Raw genomic sequence first — 18,807 nt, forward strand, 5'->3', positions numbered from 1 at the left:
GTCACCTCGCCGCCCTGGCCGCCTCCTGACCCCGGTCATCTCGCGGCCGCGGTCACCGCGCAGGCGCGGCCAAGGGGAGAGCGTGGTCGCGCAACGCCGCCGTGTCAGCCGATGGCCGTGGCGGTGCGGAGTTCGGTGAGGTAGCGCTTGACGACGCGCCCGCCGTACCGGGAGGAGACGAGCGCGCCGACGCAGTCGAGCAGGGCGGCGCGCGCGGGCAGCGCGCGGAGACCCGAGTAGGTCGACAGCAGGTCGAGGTACTCCTCGGTGGTGTAGGCCAGCTCCCACTCCCAGCGCTCGAAGACGGGGGCGGCGAACCCGGGCAGCGCCTCGCCGTCGGGCGGGACGGCGGCGGCGGGCCGGAGCCGCAGGCCTGGCGTCGTGGCGGGGTCGAACCGTTCGTAGCACTCCTGGACCTCGGCGAAGAAGGCCGCGGTGCCGCCCGCCACGTGGTGCGTGGCCACGGTGGCGAGCAGCCCGCCGGGGCGGAGCGCGGCCCGCGCCCTGGCCACCCGCGTGGCCGGGTCGAGCCAGTGGAAGGAGGTGGCCGCGAACACCACGTCGTACGGCTCGGCCGGCAGCGGCCACGTCTCGAAGTCGGCGTTGACCACCTCGATGGACGGCATGCGGGCCCGCGCCAGCGCCGCGAGCGAGGGCCCCAGCTCGACGGCGGTGACGACACAGCCGCGGCCGAGCAGGCCGCGGGTGGCCTGCCCGGTGCCGCAGCCGATCTCCAGCACGCGCGACGCCACGGGGACGCGGGTGAACAGTTCGGCCGGGTAGCCGGGCCTGGCCCTGTCGTAGAGCTCCGCGTCCTCGTCGAACGTTCGCCTCAGATCCACGGCCGCCCCTTTCGCGGTGTCTCCTCCGGCGGCACGGCCCCGATCCGGCGGCGCGTGCCCACGGGGCCGGCCCCGATCCGGCGACGCGTGCCCGTGGGGCCGGTGCCGGCGGCGGCGGCGCCGACCGCTGTGTCCCGGAGGGGGGAGAGCACCGACATGCCGGTAGCATGTCATGTCATGATCGCGCTTTCCTGGTGGCCGGCCTTCTAGGCGGTCCCTGCGCGATGTCCGATGACCGCCCTTCGCGAGGCGGTCATCGATGGTTGGCCTCCTCGTCCGCACGACTGGAGGCTCCAACATGACGACCTGGTCCACTCTGCTCGGCACGCTGCTCGACGGTCGATCGCTGCGCGCGCGGGACACCGCGTGGGCGATGGGCCAGATCATGGCCGGCGCGGCGACCGACGCGCAGATCGCCGGGTTCGCCGTCGCGCTGCGCGCCAAGGGCGAGACCGTCGAGGAGGTGTCGGGGCTGGCGACGGCGCTGCTCGACGGCGCCGCCCCGCTGGAGGTGCCCGGCGACGCGGTCGATCTCGTCGGAACGGGCGGCGACCAGGCCCACACCGTGAACGTCTCCACCATGGCCGCGATCGTCGCCGCCGCGGCGGGGGCCAAGATCGTCAAGCACGGCGGGAGGGCGGCCTCGTCGTCCACGGGCGCCGCCGACGTGCTGGAGGCGCTCGGCGTCGTGGTCGACCTGTCCCCCGCGCGCGCGGCGGGGGTCGCGGCGGAGGTGGGGATCACCTTCCTGTTCGCCGCGCGGCACCATCCGGCCTTCCGGCACACCACCGGGCCGCGCAGGCAGCTCGGCGTGCCGACGGTCTTCAACGTGCTCGGGCCGCTGGTCAACCCGGCCAGGCCGGCGGCGCAGGCGGTGGGGGTGTGCCACGCGCACCTGGCGCCGGTCGTCGCGGGGGTGCTGGCGGCGCGGGGCTGCTCGTCGCTGGTGTTCAGGGGCGACGACGGCCTGGACGAGCTGACCACGACAGGGCCGTCCACCATCTGGGAGGTCAGGGACGGGACGGTCACGTCGGGCCGCTTCGACCCGCTGTCGCTGGGCATCGCCCGGGCGTCCGTCGACGACCTCAGGGGCGCGGACGCCGCGTACAACGCCGAGGTCGCACGGAAGGTGCTGGGCGGCGCTCCGGGGCCGGTGCGCGACATCGTCTGCCTGAACGCCGCCGCGGCGCTGGCGGCGGCCGGGCGGGAGGGGGTGGGCGGGCTGGCGGCGGCCTACGGACGCGCGTGCGCGGCGATCGACTCGGGCGCGGCCGCGGCGCTCCTGGAGCGCTGGGCGGCGGCCACCCGGCGCTGATTCCATACATTTTCCTCACACGATGTCAAGAGACGGCAAGTGGATCATTACTTCTGGGGCCGTGGAACGAGCGAAAGAGACAACGTCGCAGGTCACCGGGAGCCCCAGAAACACGGGGTTTCGTCCCGAATGCGGTAGATCATCACCAGCTGCAAGGGGATGTCAAGCGAGTTGCAGGTGTGATCGTGGACCTTGGTTCCATGAACACAAGCCCCTTCGCGGCGAGCGTCACTGTTGTTGTTCCCGCACTCAACGAAGCCGACAACCTGCCACACGTCTTCGCGACGTTGCCCACCTGGATCGACGAGGTGATCCTGGTGGACGGCAACTCCGTCGACGACACGGTGGCCGTGGCCCGCAGCCTCCGCCCGGACCTGCGTGTCGTCACGCAGACCAGGCGGGGCAAGGGCAACGCGCTGACCGAGGGTTTCGCCGCCGCCAAGGGCGACATCATCGTCATGATCGACGCCGACGGGTCGACCGACGGCCGGGAGATCGGCCGGTTCGTGCAGGCCCTGGTCGACGGCGCGGACTTCGCCAAGGGCTCCCGCTACATCGAGGGCGGCGGCTCGGACGACATCAGCCCCGTCCGCTCGTTGGGCAACAAGGTGCTGACGTTCGCCACCAACGCCCTGTACGGCACGCGTTACACCGACCTGTGCTACGGCTACAACGCCTTCTGGACCCACCACCTGGACGCCATGGCGCTCGACTGCGACGGGTTCGAGATCGAGACGCAGATGAACGTCAGGGCCGCGAAGGCGGGGCTGGACATCCGCGAGGTGCCCAGCCACGAGCGCTCGCGCATCCACGGGGCCAGCAACCTGCACGCCGTCCGCGACGGGTGGCGGGTGCTCAAGACGATCTGGCGCGAGCGGGGAAAAGCCGCCCCCGTCCTGAGCGGCGACATGCTTGATCCCTGCATGACGCAGTGAGCCGGACGGGGCGGTCGGCCACAGACCACATGTCGTCCACAGGGTGTGGACAACATGGCCGTGACGCCACCGGTCCGCGTCCGGCCGCATGACTCCATCGTTCAGGGGCAGAGGAAGCGCCGTCTTGAAAGAGAGGTGAGCTCATGATCGTGTTGGGGCTGATCCTGGTCCTGATCGCAGCCGCGACCATCTACCTCGTCGCGATGGAACCCGATACCACCTACACCGTTGTCGGCTACACCTTCCAGCCGTCCCACCTGGAGATGTTCCTGGTGGGCGCGGCCACCGCGGGAGTCCTGCTGCTCGGCGTCTCGATGATCGGCTCAGGTTCGCGCCGGTCGCTCCTGCGGCGCCGCGCGCTGCGCGACGTCCGGGTCCAGGCCGACGACCGGGTCGCCAAGCTGGAGGACGAGAAGCGGGCGCTGGAGCGGAAGCTCAACGACAACACCCCCGACAGCACCCACGACGACACCCACGCCGTCGCTGGGGAGACGCGGACGATCCCCCGCCAGGCCCCGCACCCCGACGATCACCTGGTCGCGGGGCGCCGTTCCGACGAGCGCTGAAACAGCTTGCCCTCGCGCCACAGCGCGAGGCCGGTGACCAGGGCGCCGAGCCCCTCCCACACCCCCACGCCCACGAACTCGGCGGGTGCGGCGCCCGTCACCACCAGCGTGGTGAACACCACGAACGTCACCATCCTCCACGGGACGGTCCACCGGAAGAACGGTGTCCAGTCGGTGGCCGCGGCCAGCAGGTAGTAGACGCCCATGTTGACCGCGGCCATCGACGAGGCCGCCATGTACACCTTCGTGTAGTCACCGGGTCCGCGCCTCTCCACGACCTCGAATCCCAGCAGGCCGAGCAGATCGTCCGATCTCAGCAGGCCGAACAGGCCCAGGGCGAAAGCAAGGAAGCCGAAGACGGCGATGGTCCATCCGGATATCGATCGCGGCAAGCGCATGGGAAACCTCCCAAAAGGGGTGTGATCTGCGAGACGATCTCACCATGAAAAGGCGCTTCACCCGCCCCGGCCGCCCCATCGCGCTCAAGCTGCTCGTCCTGCTCTCGGTCCCGCTGATCTCGCTGGTCGGGCTGTGGACGTTCGCGGCCGCGTTGACCGGTGGTGACGGGTTGCGCCTGCTGGAGATCAACAACCTGGTCACCAACCTGGCCGACCCGTCGGAGCAGATGAACATCCAGCTCCAGCGCGAGCGGCTGTCGTCGGCCGAGTTCCTGTCGTCCGCCAGGCCGTACCGGGAGCTGATCAACCAGCGCAGCAGGACGGACACCGCCGTGGCGGCCTTCCGCCGGCGCGCCGCCCTGCAGGAGAACGTCACACCGGAGATGGCCGAGCAGCTCAAGGCGCTCTACCGCGAGCTGAACCGCCTCCCCGAGCTGCGCAGAGGCGTCGACGCGCGCTCGGTCGGCGCCATCCAGACGATCACCGTCTACAGCGACGTCGTGGACGCCTCCTTCCGCATGTACGACCAGATGATCCTGGTGCCCGACATGGCGCTCTACCGGCTGGCCAGGTCGGTCACCATGCTCGGCGAGGCCAAGGAGCTCCTGTCCAGGGAGCGGGCGATGATCGTGCACGTGCTCGCGACCCGCGAGGTCGGCCCCTCCGACCGGGCGCTGTTCACCCGGATGTCGGCCACCCGCCGCCTCCTCTACTCCCAGGCGCTCACCCACCTCGACGACGACCTCGGCGCCGCCTACCGCGGGCTGGCCGGCTCCGCCGCCTACCGCGACTTCGTCGCGATCGAGGACGCCATCCGCGGCCAGGCGACCGCCAACGGCCTGCCCGCGACCTCCGCGACCTGGGTGTCGCGGGGCGACGACCTCGCCGCCGCCGTCGAGCGCAACCAGTCCGAGGCCGTGCAGGGCCTGGTCGACCGGGTCAACCCGACCGCCACCGCCATCCTGATCAAGATCGGCGTCGCAGGGGGCATCGGCCTGGTCGCCGTCGTCGCCTCCGTCGTGCTCTCCCTGCGCTTCCGCGGCCGGCTGGTGCGCGAGCTGGCGGGCCTGCGCGACGCCGCGACCGGCTTCGCGGAGGTACGGCTGGCGGGCGTCGTCGATCAACTGCGCGCCGGCGGCGCCAAGCCCGAGGTCGAACCGCTCGACACCGGAGCGCAGACCACCGAGGTGCGCGACATCGTCCAGGCGTTCAACTCCGTCCAGTCCACGGCGGTCGGAGCCGCCGTCGACCAGGCGAAACTGCGCGACGGTGTGCGCCAGGTCTTCGTCAGCCTGGCCAGGCGCAACCAGTCGCTGCTGCACCGCCAGCTGCTCCAGCTGGACGGCATGCAGCGGCGCACCCACGACCCGGTCATCCTCGACGACCTGTTCAAGCTCGACCACCTCACCACCCGCATGCGCAGGCACGCCGAGAGCCTGATCATCCTGTCGGACCAGACGCCGGGCCGGGGCTGGCGCAACCCGGTGCCGGCCGTGGACGTGCTCAGGGCGGCCGTGGCCGAGGTGGAGGAGTACGCCAGGGTCGAGGTGCCGCAGCCGCCGAACGTGGCGGTGATGGGCTCGGCCGTGACCGACGTCGTGCACCTGGTGGCCGAGCTGGTGGAGAACGCCACCCTCTTCTCGCCCCCGCAGACCAGGGTGGACGTGCGGGCGGTCGGCGTGCCGGAGGGGCTGCAAGTCGACATCGAGGACCGGGGGCTCGGGCTGCCCGAGGAGGAGCTGCGCGAGCTCAACGCCAGGCTGGCCGAGCCGCCCGAGTTCGACCTGGCCGAGAGCGACAGGCTCGGGCTGTTCGTGGTGGCCAGGCTCGCGGCCAGGCACGGGATCAGGGTGCGGCTGCGGCCCTCGCCGTACGGGGGGATCACGGCGACGGTGACGCTGCCCGCGGCCCTGCTCTCCGATCAGCCGGCGCTGACGGGCGGCAGGTAGCGGCTCCAGCCGCTGGCCCTGGCGGCGGCCGCGGCGGGCACCCGGTCGCCGGCCCACGGCGGGAGCAGCTTCCTGGCCTCGGCCTCGGTGAAGAAGCCGTAGTCGTCGAGCTCCTCCGCCTGCAGGGTGACGGGGGTGTCGGCGGGGATGGTGCCGCAGTCGAACAGGAAGTTGACCAGCGGCAGCGGCCGGACGTCCAGCGGGCCCACCCACTGCACGACCAGCAGGTCGCCGACGGGCAGCGTGAGGCCGAGCTCCTCGGCGACCTCCCTGGCGCAGGCCTGCGCGGGGTCCTCGCCCTCGTCGACGTGGCCGCCCGCGAAGCCCCAGTGGTCGCGGTAGTTGGGCTTGACCAGCAGCGTTCTTCCTCTGGGGTCGGTGATGTAGGCGCCCGCCCCGGCCAGCACCTTGCTCAGCGACGCCCAGAACTCCGTGTCCACGCTCACGTGATCAACCTACAACGTCGTCCCGGACGCGGAACGGCCGACGCCGGGGCCAGTGATGGGAACATCCTACAAAAAAGATAGGATTTGTCCCCGTGACACGACGCGCGTTGATCTTCTGGGCGACGGGCGTCCTGGCCTACTTCGTCGCGGTCTTCCACCGCCAGTCCCTCGGTGTCGCGAGCCTGGCGGCCGCCGCCCGTCTCGACGTCGGCGCGTCGGGTCTGGCGACCCTCGCGATGCTCCAGCTCCTCGTCTACGCCGTGATGCAGATCCCCGTCGGCGTGCTGGTCGACAGGTTCGGCTCCAAGCGCATGCTGCTCATCGGGGCGCTGATCATGTCGTGCGGCCAGGTCGTCTTCGCCTTCGCCGACGACCTGCTGCTCGGCCTGGCCGCCAGGACGCTGGTGGGCGCGGGCGACGCCATGACGTTCATCAGCGTGATCAGGCTGGTCAACCTGTCCTTCCCGGCCCGCCGCAACCCGGTGATCGTGCAGCTGACCGGCATCCTCGGCCAGTTCGGCGCCATCGCGTCGACCGTGCCGATCATCGGATCGCTGCGCGCGTACGGCTGGACGCCGACCTTCCTCGGCGCCGCCGGGGTGGGCGTGCTTGCCACGATCCTCGTCGCGGCCGTCCTGCGCGACGGGCGTCCCTCGGCCGACCGGCGCGAACCGGGGCTGAAGGCCGCGTGGATGCAGCCGGGCACCAGGCTGGGCATGTGGACCCATGCCGCCACCCAGTGCTCGGCCGCGGCGTTCCTGCTGCTGTGGGGCTACCCGTACCTGGTGCAGGGCCAGGGACTCGCGCCCGGGACCGCGGGCGTGCTGCTGTCGGCGCTGACCGCCGTCGGCATGGTGTGCGGCCCGATCCTCGGCTACCTGGCCGGCCGCTTCCCGCTGCGCCGATCGTGGCTGGTGCTGGCCGTCACCGGGTCGACCGCCACCGCGTGGACGGCGGTACTGCTGTGGCCGGGCGGCCGGGCTCCGCTGTGGCTGCTGGTGGTCCTGGTCGTCGTGCTCGCCACGAACGGCCCCGGATCGATGATCGGCTTCGACTACGCCAGGACGTTCAACCCCGCGGGCCGCATCGGCGCGGCCACCGGCATCGTGAACGGCGGCGGCTTCCTGGCCTCGATGTCGGTGATCGCGCTGATCGGCGTGACGATGGACCTGACCGGCGACCACCGTTGGGCGATGGCCGTGCAGTACCCGGTCTGGCTGCTCGGCGTGGTGCAGGTGCTGCGTTACCGTGCCAAGGCCCGCGCGCTGCTAGCCCAGCTCGACGAACGGCTCGGGGAAGTGGGAGGTGCCGAGCAGTCGGCCCTGCGCGCGCAGTCCGGCGACCAGGTCGAGCCTGGTCTTGGCGGCCAGGTCGGAGTCGCCGTCGTAGACGTAGCGGATCGTCGGGTCGGCCAGCTGCACCGGGTGGTGCAGGACGTCACCGGCCATGGTGAACTCGCCGACCTCGACGCTCTGGTGTCCGGGCGTGTGGCCGGGCGTCAGCCGTACGACCACGCCGGGGGCGACCTCCGCGTCGCCGTCGACCACCTGCAGCAGTTCCCTGACCGGGTCGAGGACGGACGTCGCCTCGATCTCGGCCCGCTGGACGACGTGGCGCGCGTTGGGGAACACCGGCCGGCCGTCGACGATCGTGCCGCCGAAGTGGTCGCTGTGCAGGTGCGTGATGATCAGCGTGTCGACGTCGCCGGGCGCCACCCCCGCGGCGGCCAGCTCGCCCGGCAGCGCGCCGGGGGCGGGAGCCCAGCTGGAGGTGGGCCCGATGCCGGTGTCGATCAGGGTGACGTGGCCGTCGCGGTCACGCAGGAGGAAGCAGTGGAAGTGGAGGATCCACTCGCCCTCGTCGACCTCCGCGCCGAGAAAGGTCTCGAGGAACGGCAGGCGAAGCGAGGGCCCCATCGGGCCGATGGCATCACACAACGGGGTGATCTCGACATCGGCCACGATTCTTGACTTATGCGGCATCCGACAACGCTAGCCGGGTGACGTACTCGTTCTCCAGGTCTGCGGCGAACACGGCGCGACGGCAGCGCGCGCAGCGGTACATGATCGGACCCTCGTCGAGGGTGGTGTGACACGTCGGGCACTGGGTCTTCTTCATGACATCCCCCTTGGGCTCGCACCTCCATGAAAGCCTCCGACGATTGCAGGAGCCCTGCAGCCGGCTTGACGGATCCCGCTCCGGGAGATGTGGGCGGCTTGGGGCGACGGGAACAGAACCCTTGCCGTCCGCGTTGACTGTGATATCTTGCGAACCAGCGTTGAGCGTCTACCTGCTCCGCTGATTTCCCTGAAGGGCCCGTGCTGAGGGCCCGTCCCGTGTTCTCTCACCCACCGCCTGCGTTTTTCCAGGCGTGCCCTCGAGGAGGGTTCATCATGTCTGTTTCCACCGTGTCTTCTGTTCCCACGGTCCCCCGCCCCCGCACCGCCGCCGCACCCGCCCGGCAGGTCACCGGACTGCTGGACGTGCGCGACAAGAGCGCGTTCCTGCGCCTGTCCGGCTACCGGCCCGGCCCCGACGACGTACGGCTGCCGCTGGACCGGATGAAACACCTCGGCCTGCGCGCCGGCGACCAGGTGACCGCCACCCTCGCGGGCGCCAAGCTGGTCTCCGTCGAGCAGGTGAACGGCCGCGCCGACTGGCGCGAACGTCCCCACTTCGCCGACCTGACCCCCGTCCACCCCGAGGAGCGGCTGACGATCGAGACCGAGTCGCTGACCACCAGGGTCGTCGACCTGTTCGCCCCCATCGGCAAGGGCCAGCGCGGGCTGATCGTCGCCCCGCCCAAGGCCGGCAAGACCATGGTCCTGCAGGCGCTGGCCGCGGCCGTCTCCCGCAACCATCCCGACACGCACCTCATGGTCGTCCTGGTCGGCGAGCGACCCGAAGAGGTCACCGACATGCGCCAGACCATCGCGGGCGAGGTGGCCGCCTCCACCTTCGACCGGCCCGACAAGGAGCACGTCGCGGTCGCCGAGCTGGCACTCGAACGCGCCAAGCGCCTGGTCGAGCAGGGCCAGGACGTCGTGCTGCTGCTCGACTCGCTCACCAGGCTCGGCCGCGCCTACAACAACCTCGCGCCGGCCGGCGGGCGCGTCCTGTCGGGCGGCATCGACGCCGGCGCCATCTACCCGCCCAAGCGCTTCTTCGGCGCCGCCCGCAACCTCCAGGACGGCGGCTCGCTCACCATCCTCGCCACCGCGCTCGTCGAGACCGGCTCGCGCATGGACGACTCCTTCTTCGAGGAGTTCAAGGGCACCGGCAACATGGAGCTGCGGCTCAACCGCGCCCTGGCCGAGCGCCGGCTGTTCCCCGCCGTCGACCTCGGAGCGTCCAGCACCCGCCGCGAGGAGATGCTGCTGCACCCCGCCGAGCGGCAGGTGGTGTGGCGGCTGCGCCGCATGCTCGGCGGCCTGGACCCGCAGCAGGGCCTGGAGCTGCTGGTCGGCCGGCTCCGCGAGACCCCGTCGAACGCCGCCTTCCTCACACTGGCCGAATCCGCCTGACGCTCACCGGCGCCGCACGTAGGTCGCGCGTTTCCCGGAACCGCCGGGAAAGACCGCTCCTCCGCGGGGCGGCGGGACGGCGCACGTCCACAGCAGGACGGTTGACCGTCGGGGCGCCGGGAGAGTCCAGGCACGGACGATCATCCCGGGCATCCCGGGCATCACGGGCATGCGGCTGACCCGCGATGATGGGGGGATGCTGGCTGACATCGTCGAACACCTGCGCTGCCCCGTCTGCCGTGAAGGGGTGCGGCTCGACGCGGGGGCCGTGCGGTGCGGGCATGGGCACGCCTTCGACGTGGCCAGGCAGGGATACGTGAGCCTGCTGACCGGGTCGCAGGCGCCCGGCACGGCCGACAGCTCCGCCATGGTGGCGGCCAGGGCCGACTTCCTGGGCAGGGGGCACTACGCGCCGCTGGCCCGGGCGCTCGCCGAGACCGCGGCGGCCTGTCTCGCGCCCGCCACGCCGTCCCGGAACGCCGGCGCGGGCCGCGAGTCCGCCGGTCCGGCGGACGCGACCGCGCTCGACCCTAACCACGGCGCGGGCCGGGAATCCGCCGGTCCAGCAGGCACGACCGCGCTCGACCCTTACGCCGCCGGCGGGCCGGGGGCCGGCGCGCCGGTGATCGTGGACGCGGGGGCGGGGACCGGCTACTACCTCGGGGCGGTGCTCGACGCCGTGCCCCGTGCCACCGGCATCGCGTTCGACATCTCCAAGCACGCGGTCAAACGGGCGGCCAGGGCGCACGAGCGCGCGGGCGCGTTCGTGGCGGACGCGTGGCGGCCGCTGCCGCTCGGGGACGCGGTCGCCGACGTGGTGATGAACGTGTTCGCTCCGCGCAACGGCACCGAGTTCGCCAGAATCCTGCGACCGGGCGGCCACCTGATCGTGGTCATCCCGGCAGGCGACCACCTCAGCCCGCTGGTGCGAGAGTTGGGCCTGCTGTCGGTGGACGAGGCGAAGGAGCATCGGGTCGCCGAGAGCCTGCGGGGCTTCGAGGAGACGGGCAGGCGGGAGGTGAGGTTCGAGATGTCGCTGACGCGGGAAGATGTCGGCTTGGCGGTGGGCATGGGTCCGAGCGCGTGGCACAAGGACCCCGACCACCTCCACCACCAAATCCGGAAATTTCCGGAATGGACCTCAGCAATTGCGAGTTTTCGCCTGTCTATCTTCACCGCACCCCCTCAATCAAGGCCCATTCCTTGACGCACCTCCGGGACTCATGTTACTGATGGGGCATTTAGTCCGAAATTCCCTCACATTCCTCAGGTATTTCATCCACCCAGACGCAATACTGGACGGCAACTGAGGAGGGGGAGGCAGCGGATGAAGGCGGAGGAACGCTGGCAGGCCAGGTTCCGGGCGCCCAGCATGACGCTGCCCGAGTGGGCACGCCAGGCGCCGAACCGCTCCCTCTACCGCTCGAACGCCTCGGGCGTGTGGGAGATCTACGCGTGGGACCGTACGACCGGCATCACCCGCCAGGTCACCAACCAGCCGTACGGCACCAGCCACGCCGCCCTCGACCCGACGGGCCACTGGATCTACTGGTTCGCCGGCAGCGACCGCGACGAGCTCGGCGTCTGGATGCGCCAGCGCTTCGCCGGCGGCGTCCACGAGGTCATCGCCCCCGACCTGCCGCCCAGCGAGCCCGGCGGCATCGCGCTGTCCGCCACCGGCCTCGCGGCCGTCAGCCTGGCCCGCGCCGGCACGTTCAGCACCTACCTGGTCCGGCCAGGGGAGTCCGCCCGACTGCTCTACGAGCATTCCGAGGCCTCCTGGGTCACCGACATGTCGCTCGACGGCGAGCTGGTCGCCCTCAACCACAGCGAGCACGGCGACTTCCGGCACCCTGCGCTGCGCGTGCTCAAGCAGAACGGCGACGTGGTCGGCGAGCTGGCCGACGGTCCCGGCAGGGGCGTGATCGGCCTGCGCTTCGGCCCCCTCCCCGGCGACCGCCGCCTGCTCACCCTGCACGAACGCCGCCGGCGCCACGAGCCGCTGGTCTGGGACCCGAAGACCGGCGAGCAGCGCGAGATCTGGCTGAAGGACCCCGGCGAGCTGACCGCCGAGTGGTACGACGACGGCCGCGCCCTGCTGATCGTCAGGGACGACCGGGGCCGTACCCATCTGCACCGCTACGACCTCGGCGGCGGCGGCATGTCCCTGATCGACACGCCTCACGGCGTGATCGGCGCGGCCAGGCCCAGGCCGGGCGGCCACGTGGAGTACGCGTGGTCGAGCGCCTCCCGCCCACCGGTGATCCGGTCGAGCAGCGGCCACGTGGTCATGAACGCGATCGGCCCCGCCGCCCCTACCAGCGTGCCCGTCGAGGACATCGACGTCTCCGGTCCAGGCGGGCGCATCCACGCGCTGGTCTCCAGGCCCGAGATGGGCTCGGCCCCCTTCCCCGCCGTCTTCCTGCTGCACAGCGGCCCGCACCTGCACGACGCCGACACCTTCTCCCCCGAGGTCGCCGCGTGGGTCGACGCCGGCTTCGCGGTCGTGCGCGTCAACTACCGCGGCTCGACAGGGTACGGCTCGGCCTGGCGCGACGCGCTGCGCGGCGACGTCGGCCACATCGAGCTGGCCGACGTGGCGGCGGTCAGGGAGTGGGTGGTCTCCCGGGGCGTCGTCGACCCGGACAGGACGGTGCTCGCGGGCACCTCGTGGGGCGGTTTCCTCACCCTGCTCGGTCTCGGCGTTCAGCCCCGGCTGTGGGCGGCGGGCATCGCGGTCGCCCCCATCGCCAGCCACGTCACCGCCTACGAGGACCACGTCGAGGGCCTGCGCGCCCTGCAGCGGTCGCTGCTCGGCGGCTCCCCCGACGAGCAGCCGGAGCGCTACCACGACAGCTCGCCGATCACCTACGTCGAGAAGGTCGAGCGCCCGCTGCTGATCCTCGCCGGGGTCAACGACTCGCGCTCGCCGCTGCGGCAGCTCGAGGAGTACGTGAGCCGCCTGGCCGAACTCGGCCGCGAGCACGAGGTCCACTACTACGACGCCGGTCGCGGCGGGCTCGTCGTCGCCGAACGTATCGACCAGATGGCGATAATGCTCAATTTCATCCGCAAACACGGACTCACAACTGACACAGCGTAATAGGTTGCCTCTTTCTTCGCCTTGAATGTCGCCCTCGGCCGCTGCCAGCATCACGCCACCCCCCAGCCGAAGGGCACGAATCTGTGAGTACCTCCACTGAGACCCACGGCGTCAACCGTCTGAAAAAGGACGCCGTCGGCCTCGTCGGCGTCATCTTCATGGCCGTGGCGACCGCGGCCCCCATCACCGCCATGACCGGCAACGTCCCCATCGTCGTCGGCTTCGGCAACGGTCTGGGCGTCCCCGCCGGCTACCTGTTCGCCACCGCCGTGCTCACGATCTTCTCCGTGGGCTACACGGCGATGTCGAAGCACATCACCGCGGCCGGCGCCTTCTACGGCTACATCTCCCACGGCCTCGGCCAGGTCGTCGGCATGGTCTCGGGCCTGCTGGCCACCATGGCCTACGTGGTCTTCGAGGCCTCGATCATCGGCTTCTTCGCCTACTCGGCCAACGACACCTTCAAGTCGCTGGCCGGGGTGGACATCCACTGGCTGTGGTTCGCCTTCCTCGGCCTGGCGCTGAACATGATCCTCACCTACTTCGACATCAACCTGACGGCCAAGGTCCTGGGCGTCTTCCTGATCACCGAGATCTTCATGCTCGGCCTGGTGGCGATCGTCACACTGCTGAACGGCGGCGGCCCCGACGGCCTCATGGCCGCCACGCTCAACCCCGCCAACGCCTTCCGGACCACCGGCCTGCAGGCGGGCGCGGTCGGCCTCGGGCTGTTCATGTGCTTCTGGTCGTGGGTCGGCTTCGAGTCGACCGCGATGTACGGCGAGGAGTCGCGCGAACCCAAGAAGATCATCCCGATCGCGACGCTGGTCTCGGTGATCGGCATCGGCCTGTTCTACACGTTCGTCTCATGGATGACGGTCGCGGCCAACGGCGTGAAGGCGCCGGAGATCGCCGCCAAGGAGTTCGCCGGCATCTTCTTCAACCCCACCGAGCAGCTGCTCGGCCCGTGGGCCGTCGGCCTGTTCAAGATCCTCATCCTGACCGGGTCGTTCGCCTGCGCGATGGCCTTCCACAACTGCGCCGCCCGCTACCTCTACGCGCTGGGCAGGGAGAACCTCATCCCCGGCACCGGCCGTACTCTCGGGGCCACCCACCCCGTCCACGGCTCGCCGCACATCGCCGGGTTCGTGCAGTCGGCGATCTCCGTGGTGCTGGTCCTGGCCTTCCACTTCGCCGGCATGGACCCCTACGTCCACATCTACACGCTGCTGGCCGTGCTGGGCACGCTGGCCATCCTCATCGTGCAGACCCTCTGCTCGTTCTCGGTGATCGGCTACTTCCACGTCAAGAAGAAGCACCCGGAGACGGCCAACGTCTGGCGCACCCTGATCGCCCCGCTGGCCGGCGGGCTCGCCATGGCGTACGTGGTGCTGCTGCTGTTCCAGAACCAGGAGGCGGCGGCGGGCGAGGCGGCCAAGAGCGGGTTCTTCACCGCGATCCCGTGGATCGTGGTGGGCGTCGCGGTCCTCGGTGTCGCGACCGCCCTGTACCTGAAGGCGCGCGACCCGCAGAAGTACGAGGTCATCGGCAGGATCGTGCTGGAGGACACGGTCGAGCGCGACTAGCGGGCGCGCAGCACCAGGATCGCCAGGTCGTCGGCGCTCAGCTCGGGCGCGAAGTCGGCCGCCGCCCTGCGGATGCGTTCGGCGACCGCCCTGGCCGACAGGCCCGCGCACTCGGCCAGCAGCTTGGCCAGGCCGCCGTCGTCATCGAGCAGGCGCCCGCCGCAGCGCCGCTCGGTGACGCCGTCGGTCACCGCCAGCAGCACGTCGCCGTGGTCGAGGTGGATGGTGTCCGCCTCGAACACCACCTCGGGGAAGACGCCGAGCAGCGACTGCGGGGTGGTCACCGTGTCGACGACGCCGCTCGGCCTCAGCCGTAGCGCCTCGGGGTGGCCGGCCGAGACCAGGCGCACCTCCAGGCCGCTCTCGACAGGAGTGATGTCGCCGTGGAGCAGCGTGAGGAACCTGGCGCGCTCGCCCTCCTCGAGGATGGCCTGGTTGAGCCGGCCGAGGACGGCGGCCACGCCGTACCCCTCCCTGGCGAGCAGGCGCAGGGTGTGGCGGGCCAGGCCGGTGACCGCGGCGGCCTCGGGGCCGGTGCCGCAGACGTCGCCGATCGCGAACCGCCACGACTCGTCGCCCGCCTTGAACAGGTCGTAGAAGTCGCCGCCGACCTCGTTGGCCTCGCCGGCGGGCTCGTAGACGACGCCGTAGTCGAGCCCGGGCACCTCCGGCTCGCTCGGCGGCAGCAGGCTGCGCTGCAGCGCCCGGTTGGCGGCGGCCTGCTGGGCGTACAGGCGGGCGTTGTCCATGGCCAGCGCCGCGCGCCGGGCGATGTCCTCGGCGAGCTGGATGCTCTCGTCGGTGAAACGGTCGGGACGGCCCAGGCACATGGCCCCCAGCGAGCGCCCCCGCGCGGTCAGCGGTACCGCCAGCACCTGCGAGTCGGCCAGCTGGAGGCTGGCGGAGGTGCTGTCGGGGACGGTGAGCTCGCTCAGCCGCTCGCGCAGGCCGTCGATGCGCGCCTCGTCGGCGTGCCACAGGTAGGCCAGGCGGCGCGGCCCGGTGGTGTCGGCGGTGTAGACGGCGCACCAGGCCGACAGCCTCGGCACGACGATCTGCGCGATGATCGCGGGCACCATGTCGGGATCGAGGGTGCCGGCGAGAAGGTCGCTGGCGTCGGCGAGGAAACCGAGCCAGTGGGGGCCCCTGGAGGTCTCCTCCGCCCATTCGGCTGCCACCCGGTCCGCCGAGCCGGGTAGCGTGAGCCTTGCCCAATGGACACGGGAATCGCCCGCGAAGGTGATACCCCATTCCTCGACATCCACGGAGGGGCCTTTCGGGTCCCCGTTGGGAGCGGTCCGCTGCCTGAACTCCACCTGCACGGCGTCGCCGCAGTGCTTCCAGACGATCTCGAAGGGAGCGTCGGCGACCTGCGCGGCCAGCTCCTCTGCCAGGTGCTCGGCCACAGGCAGCACGGGAGAGGCGGCCCAGGCGGTCATCACCTCACGGGTGAACCTTCTCGCGGAGGGGACAGCGGTCTCGCCTGGCGCGAAGGTGGCCGCGAGAACCGCACGGGAAGAAGCAGTCATCGTTCCGTGCCTACCACACTTCCCATTGACTTGGGGTAAATCCAAGGACAGGACTACGAGCGACTCATCGTGACAGACTTGCATCACTCACGGCGGCACCCCGGGAGTGGAGGAGACCCCATGACGACGGCCAAGACCGCGCCTGCTGCGGAAGAGAGGACGTACTCAGAGTCCGACCTCGTCCCCGTCCTCGAGACGCTTTTCGCATGGCGCGACGGTGACTTCCGCCGCCGGGTCCCGCATGCCCCTCCCGGGATACTGAGCGAGATCCGGCTGCTGCTCAACGAAGTGGCGGACCGCAGGGAGCACCTCAGCAACGAGCTGACGCGTGTGCGCAAGGAAGTGGTCAAGGAGGGGCGTTTCGGCGAGCGGCTGACCCCCGGCCCCGGTGTGGGGTCGTGGGCGGAGAGCGTCGAGTCCGTCAACGCCCTCATCGACGCGCTGGTCAGCCCCGTGACCGGAGCGGCCGACGTGATCGACGCCGTGGCCAAGGGCGATCTGACCCGCAGGATAGACCTCGACCGCTCGGCCAGAGGTGAGGTCAGGCGGCTCGGCAAGGCCATCAACGGCATGGTCGAGCAGCTGTCGCTGTTCAACAGCGAGGTGACCAGGGTGGCCCGCGAGGCGGGCACCGAGGGCAGGCTGGGCGGCGCCGCCAACGTCAAGGGCATGTCCGGCAGCTGGCGCGACCTGACCGAGGCCGTCAACACGATGTCGTCGCGCGTCTCGGCCCAGGTGCGCGACATCGCCGAGGTGACGACCGCTGTCGCGAAGGGCGACCTGAGCCGCAAGGTGACCGTCGACGCGGTCGGCGAGATGTTCGAGCTGAAGAACACCGTCAACACGATGGTCGACCAGCTGTCGGCCTTCGCCGAGGAGGTGACCCGTGTCGCCCGCGAGGTCGGCACCGAGGGACAGCTCGGCGGCCAGGCGCAGGTCAGCGGCGTGTCGGGGGTGTGGAAGGACCTCACCGACAACGTCAACTTCATGGCCAACAACCTGACCAACCAGGTACGCCAGATCGCCGCCGTCTCCACCGCCGTCGCCCAGGGCAACCTCACCAAGAAGATCACCGTCGACGCCCAGGGCGAGATCCTCCAGCTCAAGGACACCCTCAACACGATGGTCGACCAGCTGTCGTCCTTCGCCGACGAGGTCACCCGCGTCGCCCGCGAGGTCGGCACCGAGGGCAAGCTGGGCGGTCGCGCCGAGGTGAAGGGCGTCTCCGGCGTCTGGAAGGACCTCACCGACAACGTCAACTCGATGGCCAACAACCTGACCTACCAGGTGCGCAACATCGCCCAGGTCACCACGGCCGTCGCCAACGGCGACCTGACCCGCAAGATCGACGTCGACGCCCAGGGCGAGATCCTCGAGCTCAAGTCGACGATGAACACGATGGTCGACCAGCTGTCGTCGTTCGCCTCCGAGGTGACCCGTGTCGCCCGCGAGGTCGGCACCGAGGGACAGCTCGGCGGCCAGGCGCAGGTGCGCGGCGTGTCGGGGGTGTGGAAGGACCTCACCGACAACGTCAACTTCATGGCCAACAACCTGACCAACCAGGTACGCCAGATCGCCGCCGTCTCCACCGCCGTCGCCCAGGGCAACCTCACCAAGAAGATCACCGTCGACGCCCAGGGCGAGATCCTCCAGCTCAAGGACACCCTCAACACGATGGTCGACCAGCTGTCGTCCTTCGCCGACGAGGTCACCCGCGTGGCCCGCGAGGTCGGCACCGAAGGCCAGCTCGGCGGCCAGGCCCGGGTGCAGGGCGTGTCCGGGGTGTGGAAGGACCTCACCGACAACGTCAACTTCATGGCCAACAACCTGACCTACCAGGTGCGCAACATCGCCGAGGTCACCACGGCCGTCGCCAACGGCGACCTGACCCGCAAGATCGACGTCGACGCCCAGGGCGAGATCCTGGCGCTGAAGACCACCATCAACAAGATGGTCGACCAGCTGTCGTCCTTCGCCGACGAGGTCACCCGCGTCGCCCGCGAGGTCGGCACCGAAGGACAGCTCGGTGGCCAGGCCAGGGTCGAGGGCCTCGAAGGCACGTGGAAGCGCCTGACCGAGAGCGTCAACGAGCTGGCCGGCAACCTGACGACGCAGGTGCGCGCCATCGCCACCGTGACGAGCGCCGTCGCCCAGGGCGACCTGACCCGCTCGATCGCCGTGGAGGCGCAGGGCGAGCTGGCCGAGCTCAAGGACAACGTCAACTTCATGGTGGCCAACCTCCGCGAGACCACCCAGGCCAACCAGGAACAGGACTGGCTGAAGTCCAACCTGGCCCGCATCTCGCGCCTCATGCAGGGTCACCGCGACCTCATGGATGTCGCCAAGCTGATCATGAGCGAGCTGACGCCGCTCGTCTCGGCCCGCTTCGGCGCCTTCTACGGCGTCGACAACAGCGTCGCGGAGCACGACCTCATCCTCATCGGCGGCTACGGCGTGCGGCCCGACCGCTCGCCACGCCAGCGGTTCGCCCTCGGCGAGGGCATCGTCGGCCAGGCCGCGGTGGAGGGGCGGCCGATAGTCCTCGACGACGTGCCGGCCGGGTTCATCACCATCGACAGCGGGCTCAGCCAGTCCACGCCCGCGCAGATCGTCG

15 protein-coding genes and 1 pseudogene are annotated in these 18,807 nt (G+C 70.7%); 10 read left to right on the plus strand and 6 right to left on the minus strand.

The genetic code is table 11. The annotated features are described in order from the left end of the window. Positions 1-104 precede the first annotated feature (104 nt). Complete coding sequence (locus ABZX22_RS42010) at positions 105-842, minus strand: class I SAM-dependent methyltransferase (RefSeq protein WP_354921845.1); 738 nt, start codon at positions 840-842, stop codon at positions 105-107. Positions 843-1,140: 298 nt separating this feature from the next. Between ABZX22_RS42010 and trpD the strand changes: the two genes are divergently transcribed. From trpD to ABZX22_RS42025, 3 genes are all read left to right on the plus strand, one after another. Then, a complete protein-coding gene (trpD, locus tag ABZX22_RS42015; protein ID WP_354921848.1) occupies positions 1,141-2,157 on the plus strand; it encodes an anthranilate phosphoribosyltransferase in 1,017 nt (338 codons plus the stop codon). A 200-nt stretch (positions 2,158-2,357) separates the two neighbouring features. Further along, complete coding sequence (locus tag ABZX22_RS42020) at positions 2,358-3,092, plus strand: glycosyltransferase family 2 protein (RefSeq protein WP_354921851.1); 735 nt, start codon at positions 2,358-2,360, stop codon at positions 3,090-3,092. A 143-nt stretch (positions 3,093-3,235) separates the two neighbouring features. After that, a complete protein-coding gene (locus ABZX22_RS42025) occupies positions 3,236-3,658 on the plus strand; it encodes a hypothetical protein (protein WP_354921854.1) in 423 nt (140 codons plus the stop codon). Here the strand turns inward: ABZX22_RS42025 and ABZX22_RS42030 are convergent. Next, positions 3,622-4,056 carry a hypothetical protein gene (locus ABZX22_RS42030; protein WP_354921857.1) on the minus strand — a complete coding sequence of 145 codons (435 nt, stop codon included), beginning with the start codon at positions 4,054-4,056 and terminating at the stop codon, positions 3,622-3,624. The genes ABZX22_RS42025 and ABZX22_RS42030 overlap by 37 nt on opposite strands. A gap of 44 nt (positions 4,057-4,100) precedes the next feature. Between ABZX22_RS42030 and ABZX22_RS42035 the strand changes: the two genes are divergently transcribed. Beyond that, entirely contained in the window at positions 4,101-6,005 is a 1,905-nt protein-coding gene (locus ABZX22_RS42035) for a nitrate- and nitrite sensing domain-containing protein (RefSeq protein WP_354921860.1), read from the plus strand. On the opposite strand, the gene ABZX22_RS42040 is transcribed toward ABZX22_RS42035, so the two are convergent. Then, entirely contained in the window at positions 5,978-6,451 is a 474-nt protein-coding gene (locus ABZX22_RS42040; protein ID WP_354921863.1) for an NUDIX hydrolase, read from the minus strand. The genes ABZX22_RS42035 and ABZX22_RS42040 overlap by 28 nt on opposite strands. Before the next feature lie 92 nt (positions 6,452-6,543). On the opposite strand from ABZX22_RS42040, the pseudogene ABZX22_RS42045 reads away from it, so the two are divergent. After that, positions 6,544-7,575, plus strand: a pseudogene (locus ABZX22_RS42045) (MFS transporter); the annotation flags it as partial. A 144-nt stretch (positions 7,576-7,719) separates the two neighbouring features. Here ABZX22_RS42045 and ABZX22_RS42050 read toward each other — a convergent pair. Further along, the gene (locus ABZX22_RS42050) at positions 7,720-8,433 is read right to left on the minus strand and encodes an MBL fold metallo-hydrolase (protein ID WP_354921892.1); all 714 of its coding nucleotides are present in this window, start codon (positions 8,431-8,433) and stop codon (positions 7,720-7,722) included. Then, positions 8,423-8,569, minus strand: a complete 147-nt coding sequence (locus ABZX22_RS42055; protein WP_354921866.1) for a hypothetical protein — start codon at positions 8,567-8,569, stop codon at positions 8,423-8,425. The genes ABZX22_RS42050 and ABZX22_RS42055 overlap by 11 nt, the downstream gene beginning before the upstream one ends. Positions 8,570-8,844: 275 nt before the next feature. Between ABZX22_RS42055 and rho the strand changes: the two genes are divergently transcribed. The 4 genes from rho (at position 8,845) to ABZX22_RS42075 (ending at position 14,664) form a co-directional block, all read left to right on the plus strand. Continuing rightward, positions 8,845-9,975 carry a transcription termination factor Rho gene (gene rho, locus ABZX22_RS42060; protein ID WP_354921869.1) on the plus strand — a complete coding sequence of 377 codons (1,131 nt, stop codon included), beginning with the start codon at positions 8,845-8,847 and terminating at the stop codon, positions 9,973-9,975. 196 nt (positions 9,976-10,171) lie between these two features. Beyond that, a complete protein-coding gene (locus ABZX22_RS42065) occupies positions 10,172-11,182 on the plus strand; it encodes a putative RNA methyltransferase (protein WP_354921872.1) in 1,011 nt (336 codons plus the stop codon). 120 nt (positions 11,183-11,302) lie between these two features. Further along, a complete protein-coding gene (locus tag ABZX22_RS42070; RefSeq protein ID WP_354921875.1) occupies positions 11,303-13,078 on the plus strand; it encodes a prolyl oligopeptidase family serine peptidase in 1,776 nt (591 codons plus the stop codon). Between the two features lie 83 nt (positions 13,079-13,161). Next, positions 13,162-14,664 carry an APC family permease gene (locus tag ABZX22_RS42075; protein WP_354921878.1) on the plus strand — a complete coding sequence of 501 codons (1,503 nt, stop codon included), beginning with the start codon at positions 13,162-13,164 and terminating at the stop codon, positions 14,662-14,664. Here ABZX22_RS42075 and ABZX22_RS42080 read toward each other — a convergent pair. Then, entirely contained in the window at positions 14,661-16,193 is a 1,533-nt protein-coding gene (locus ABZX22_RS42080; RefSeq protein WP_354921881.1) for a SpoIIE family protein phosphatase, read from the minus strand. The two genes, ABZX22_RS42075 and ABZX22_RS42080, sit on opposite strands and share 4 nt — an antisense overlap. Before the next feature lie 120 nt (positions 16,194-16,313). On the opposite strand from ABZX22_RS42080, the gene ABZX22_RS42085 reads away from it, so the two are divergent. Then, positions 16,314-18,807: HAMP domain-containing protein (locus ABZX22_RS42085; RefSeq protein WP_354921883.1), on the plus strand; the 2,494-nt coding region annotated here is incomplete at its 3' end.

This window comes from Nonomuraea sp. NPDC003804 (assembly GCF_040610675.1).
Lineage (GTDB): Bacteria > Actinomycetota > Actinomycetes > Streptosporangiales > Streptosporangiaceae > Nonomuraea.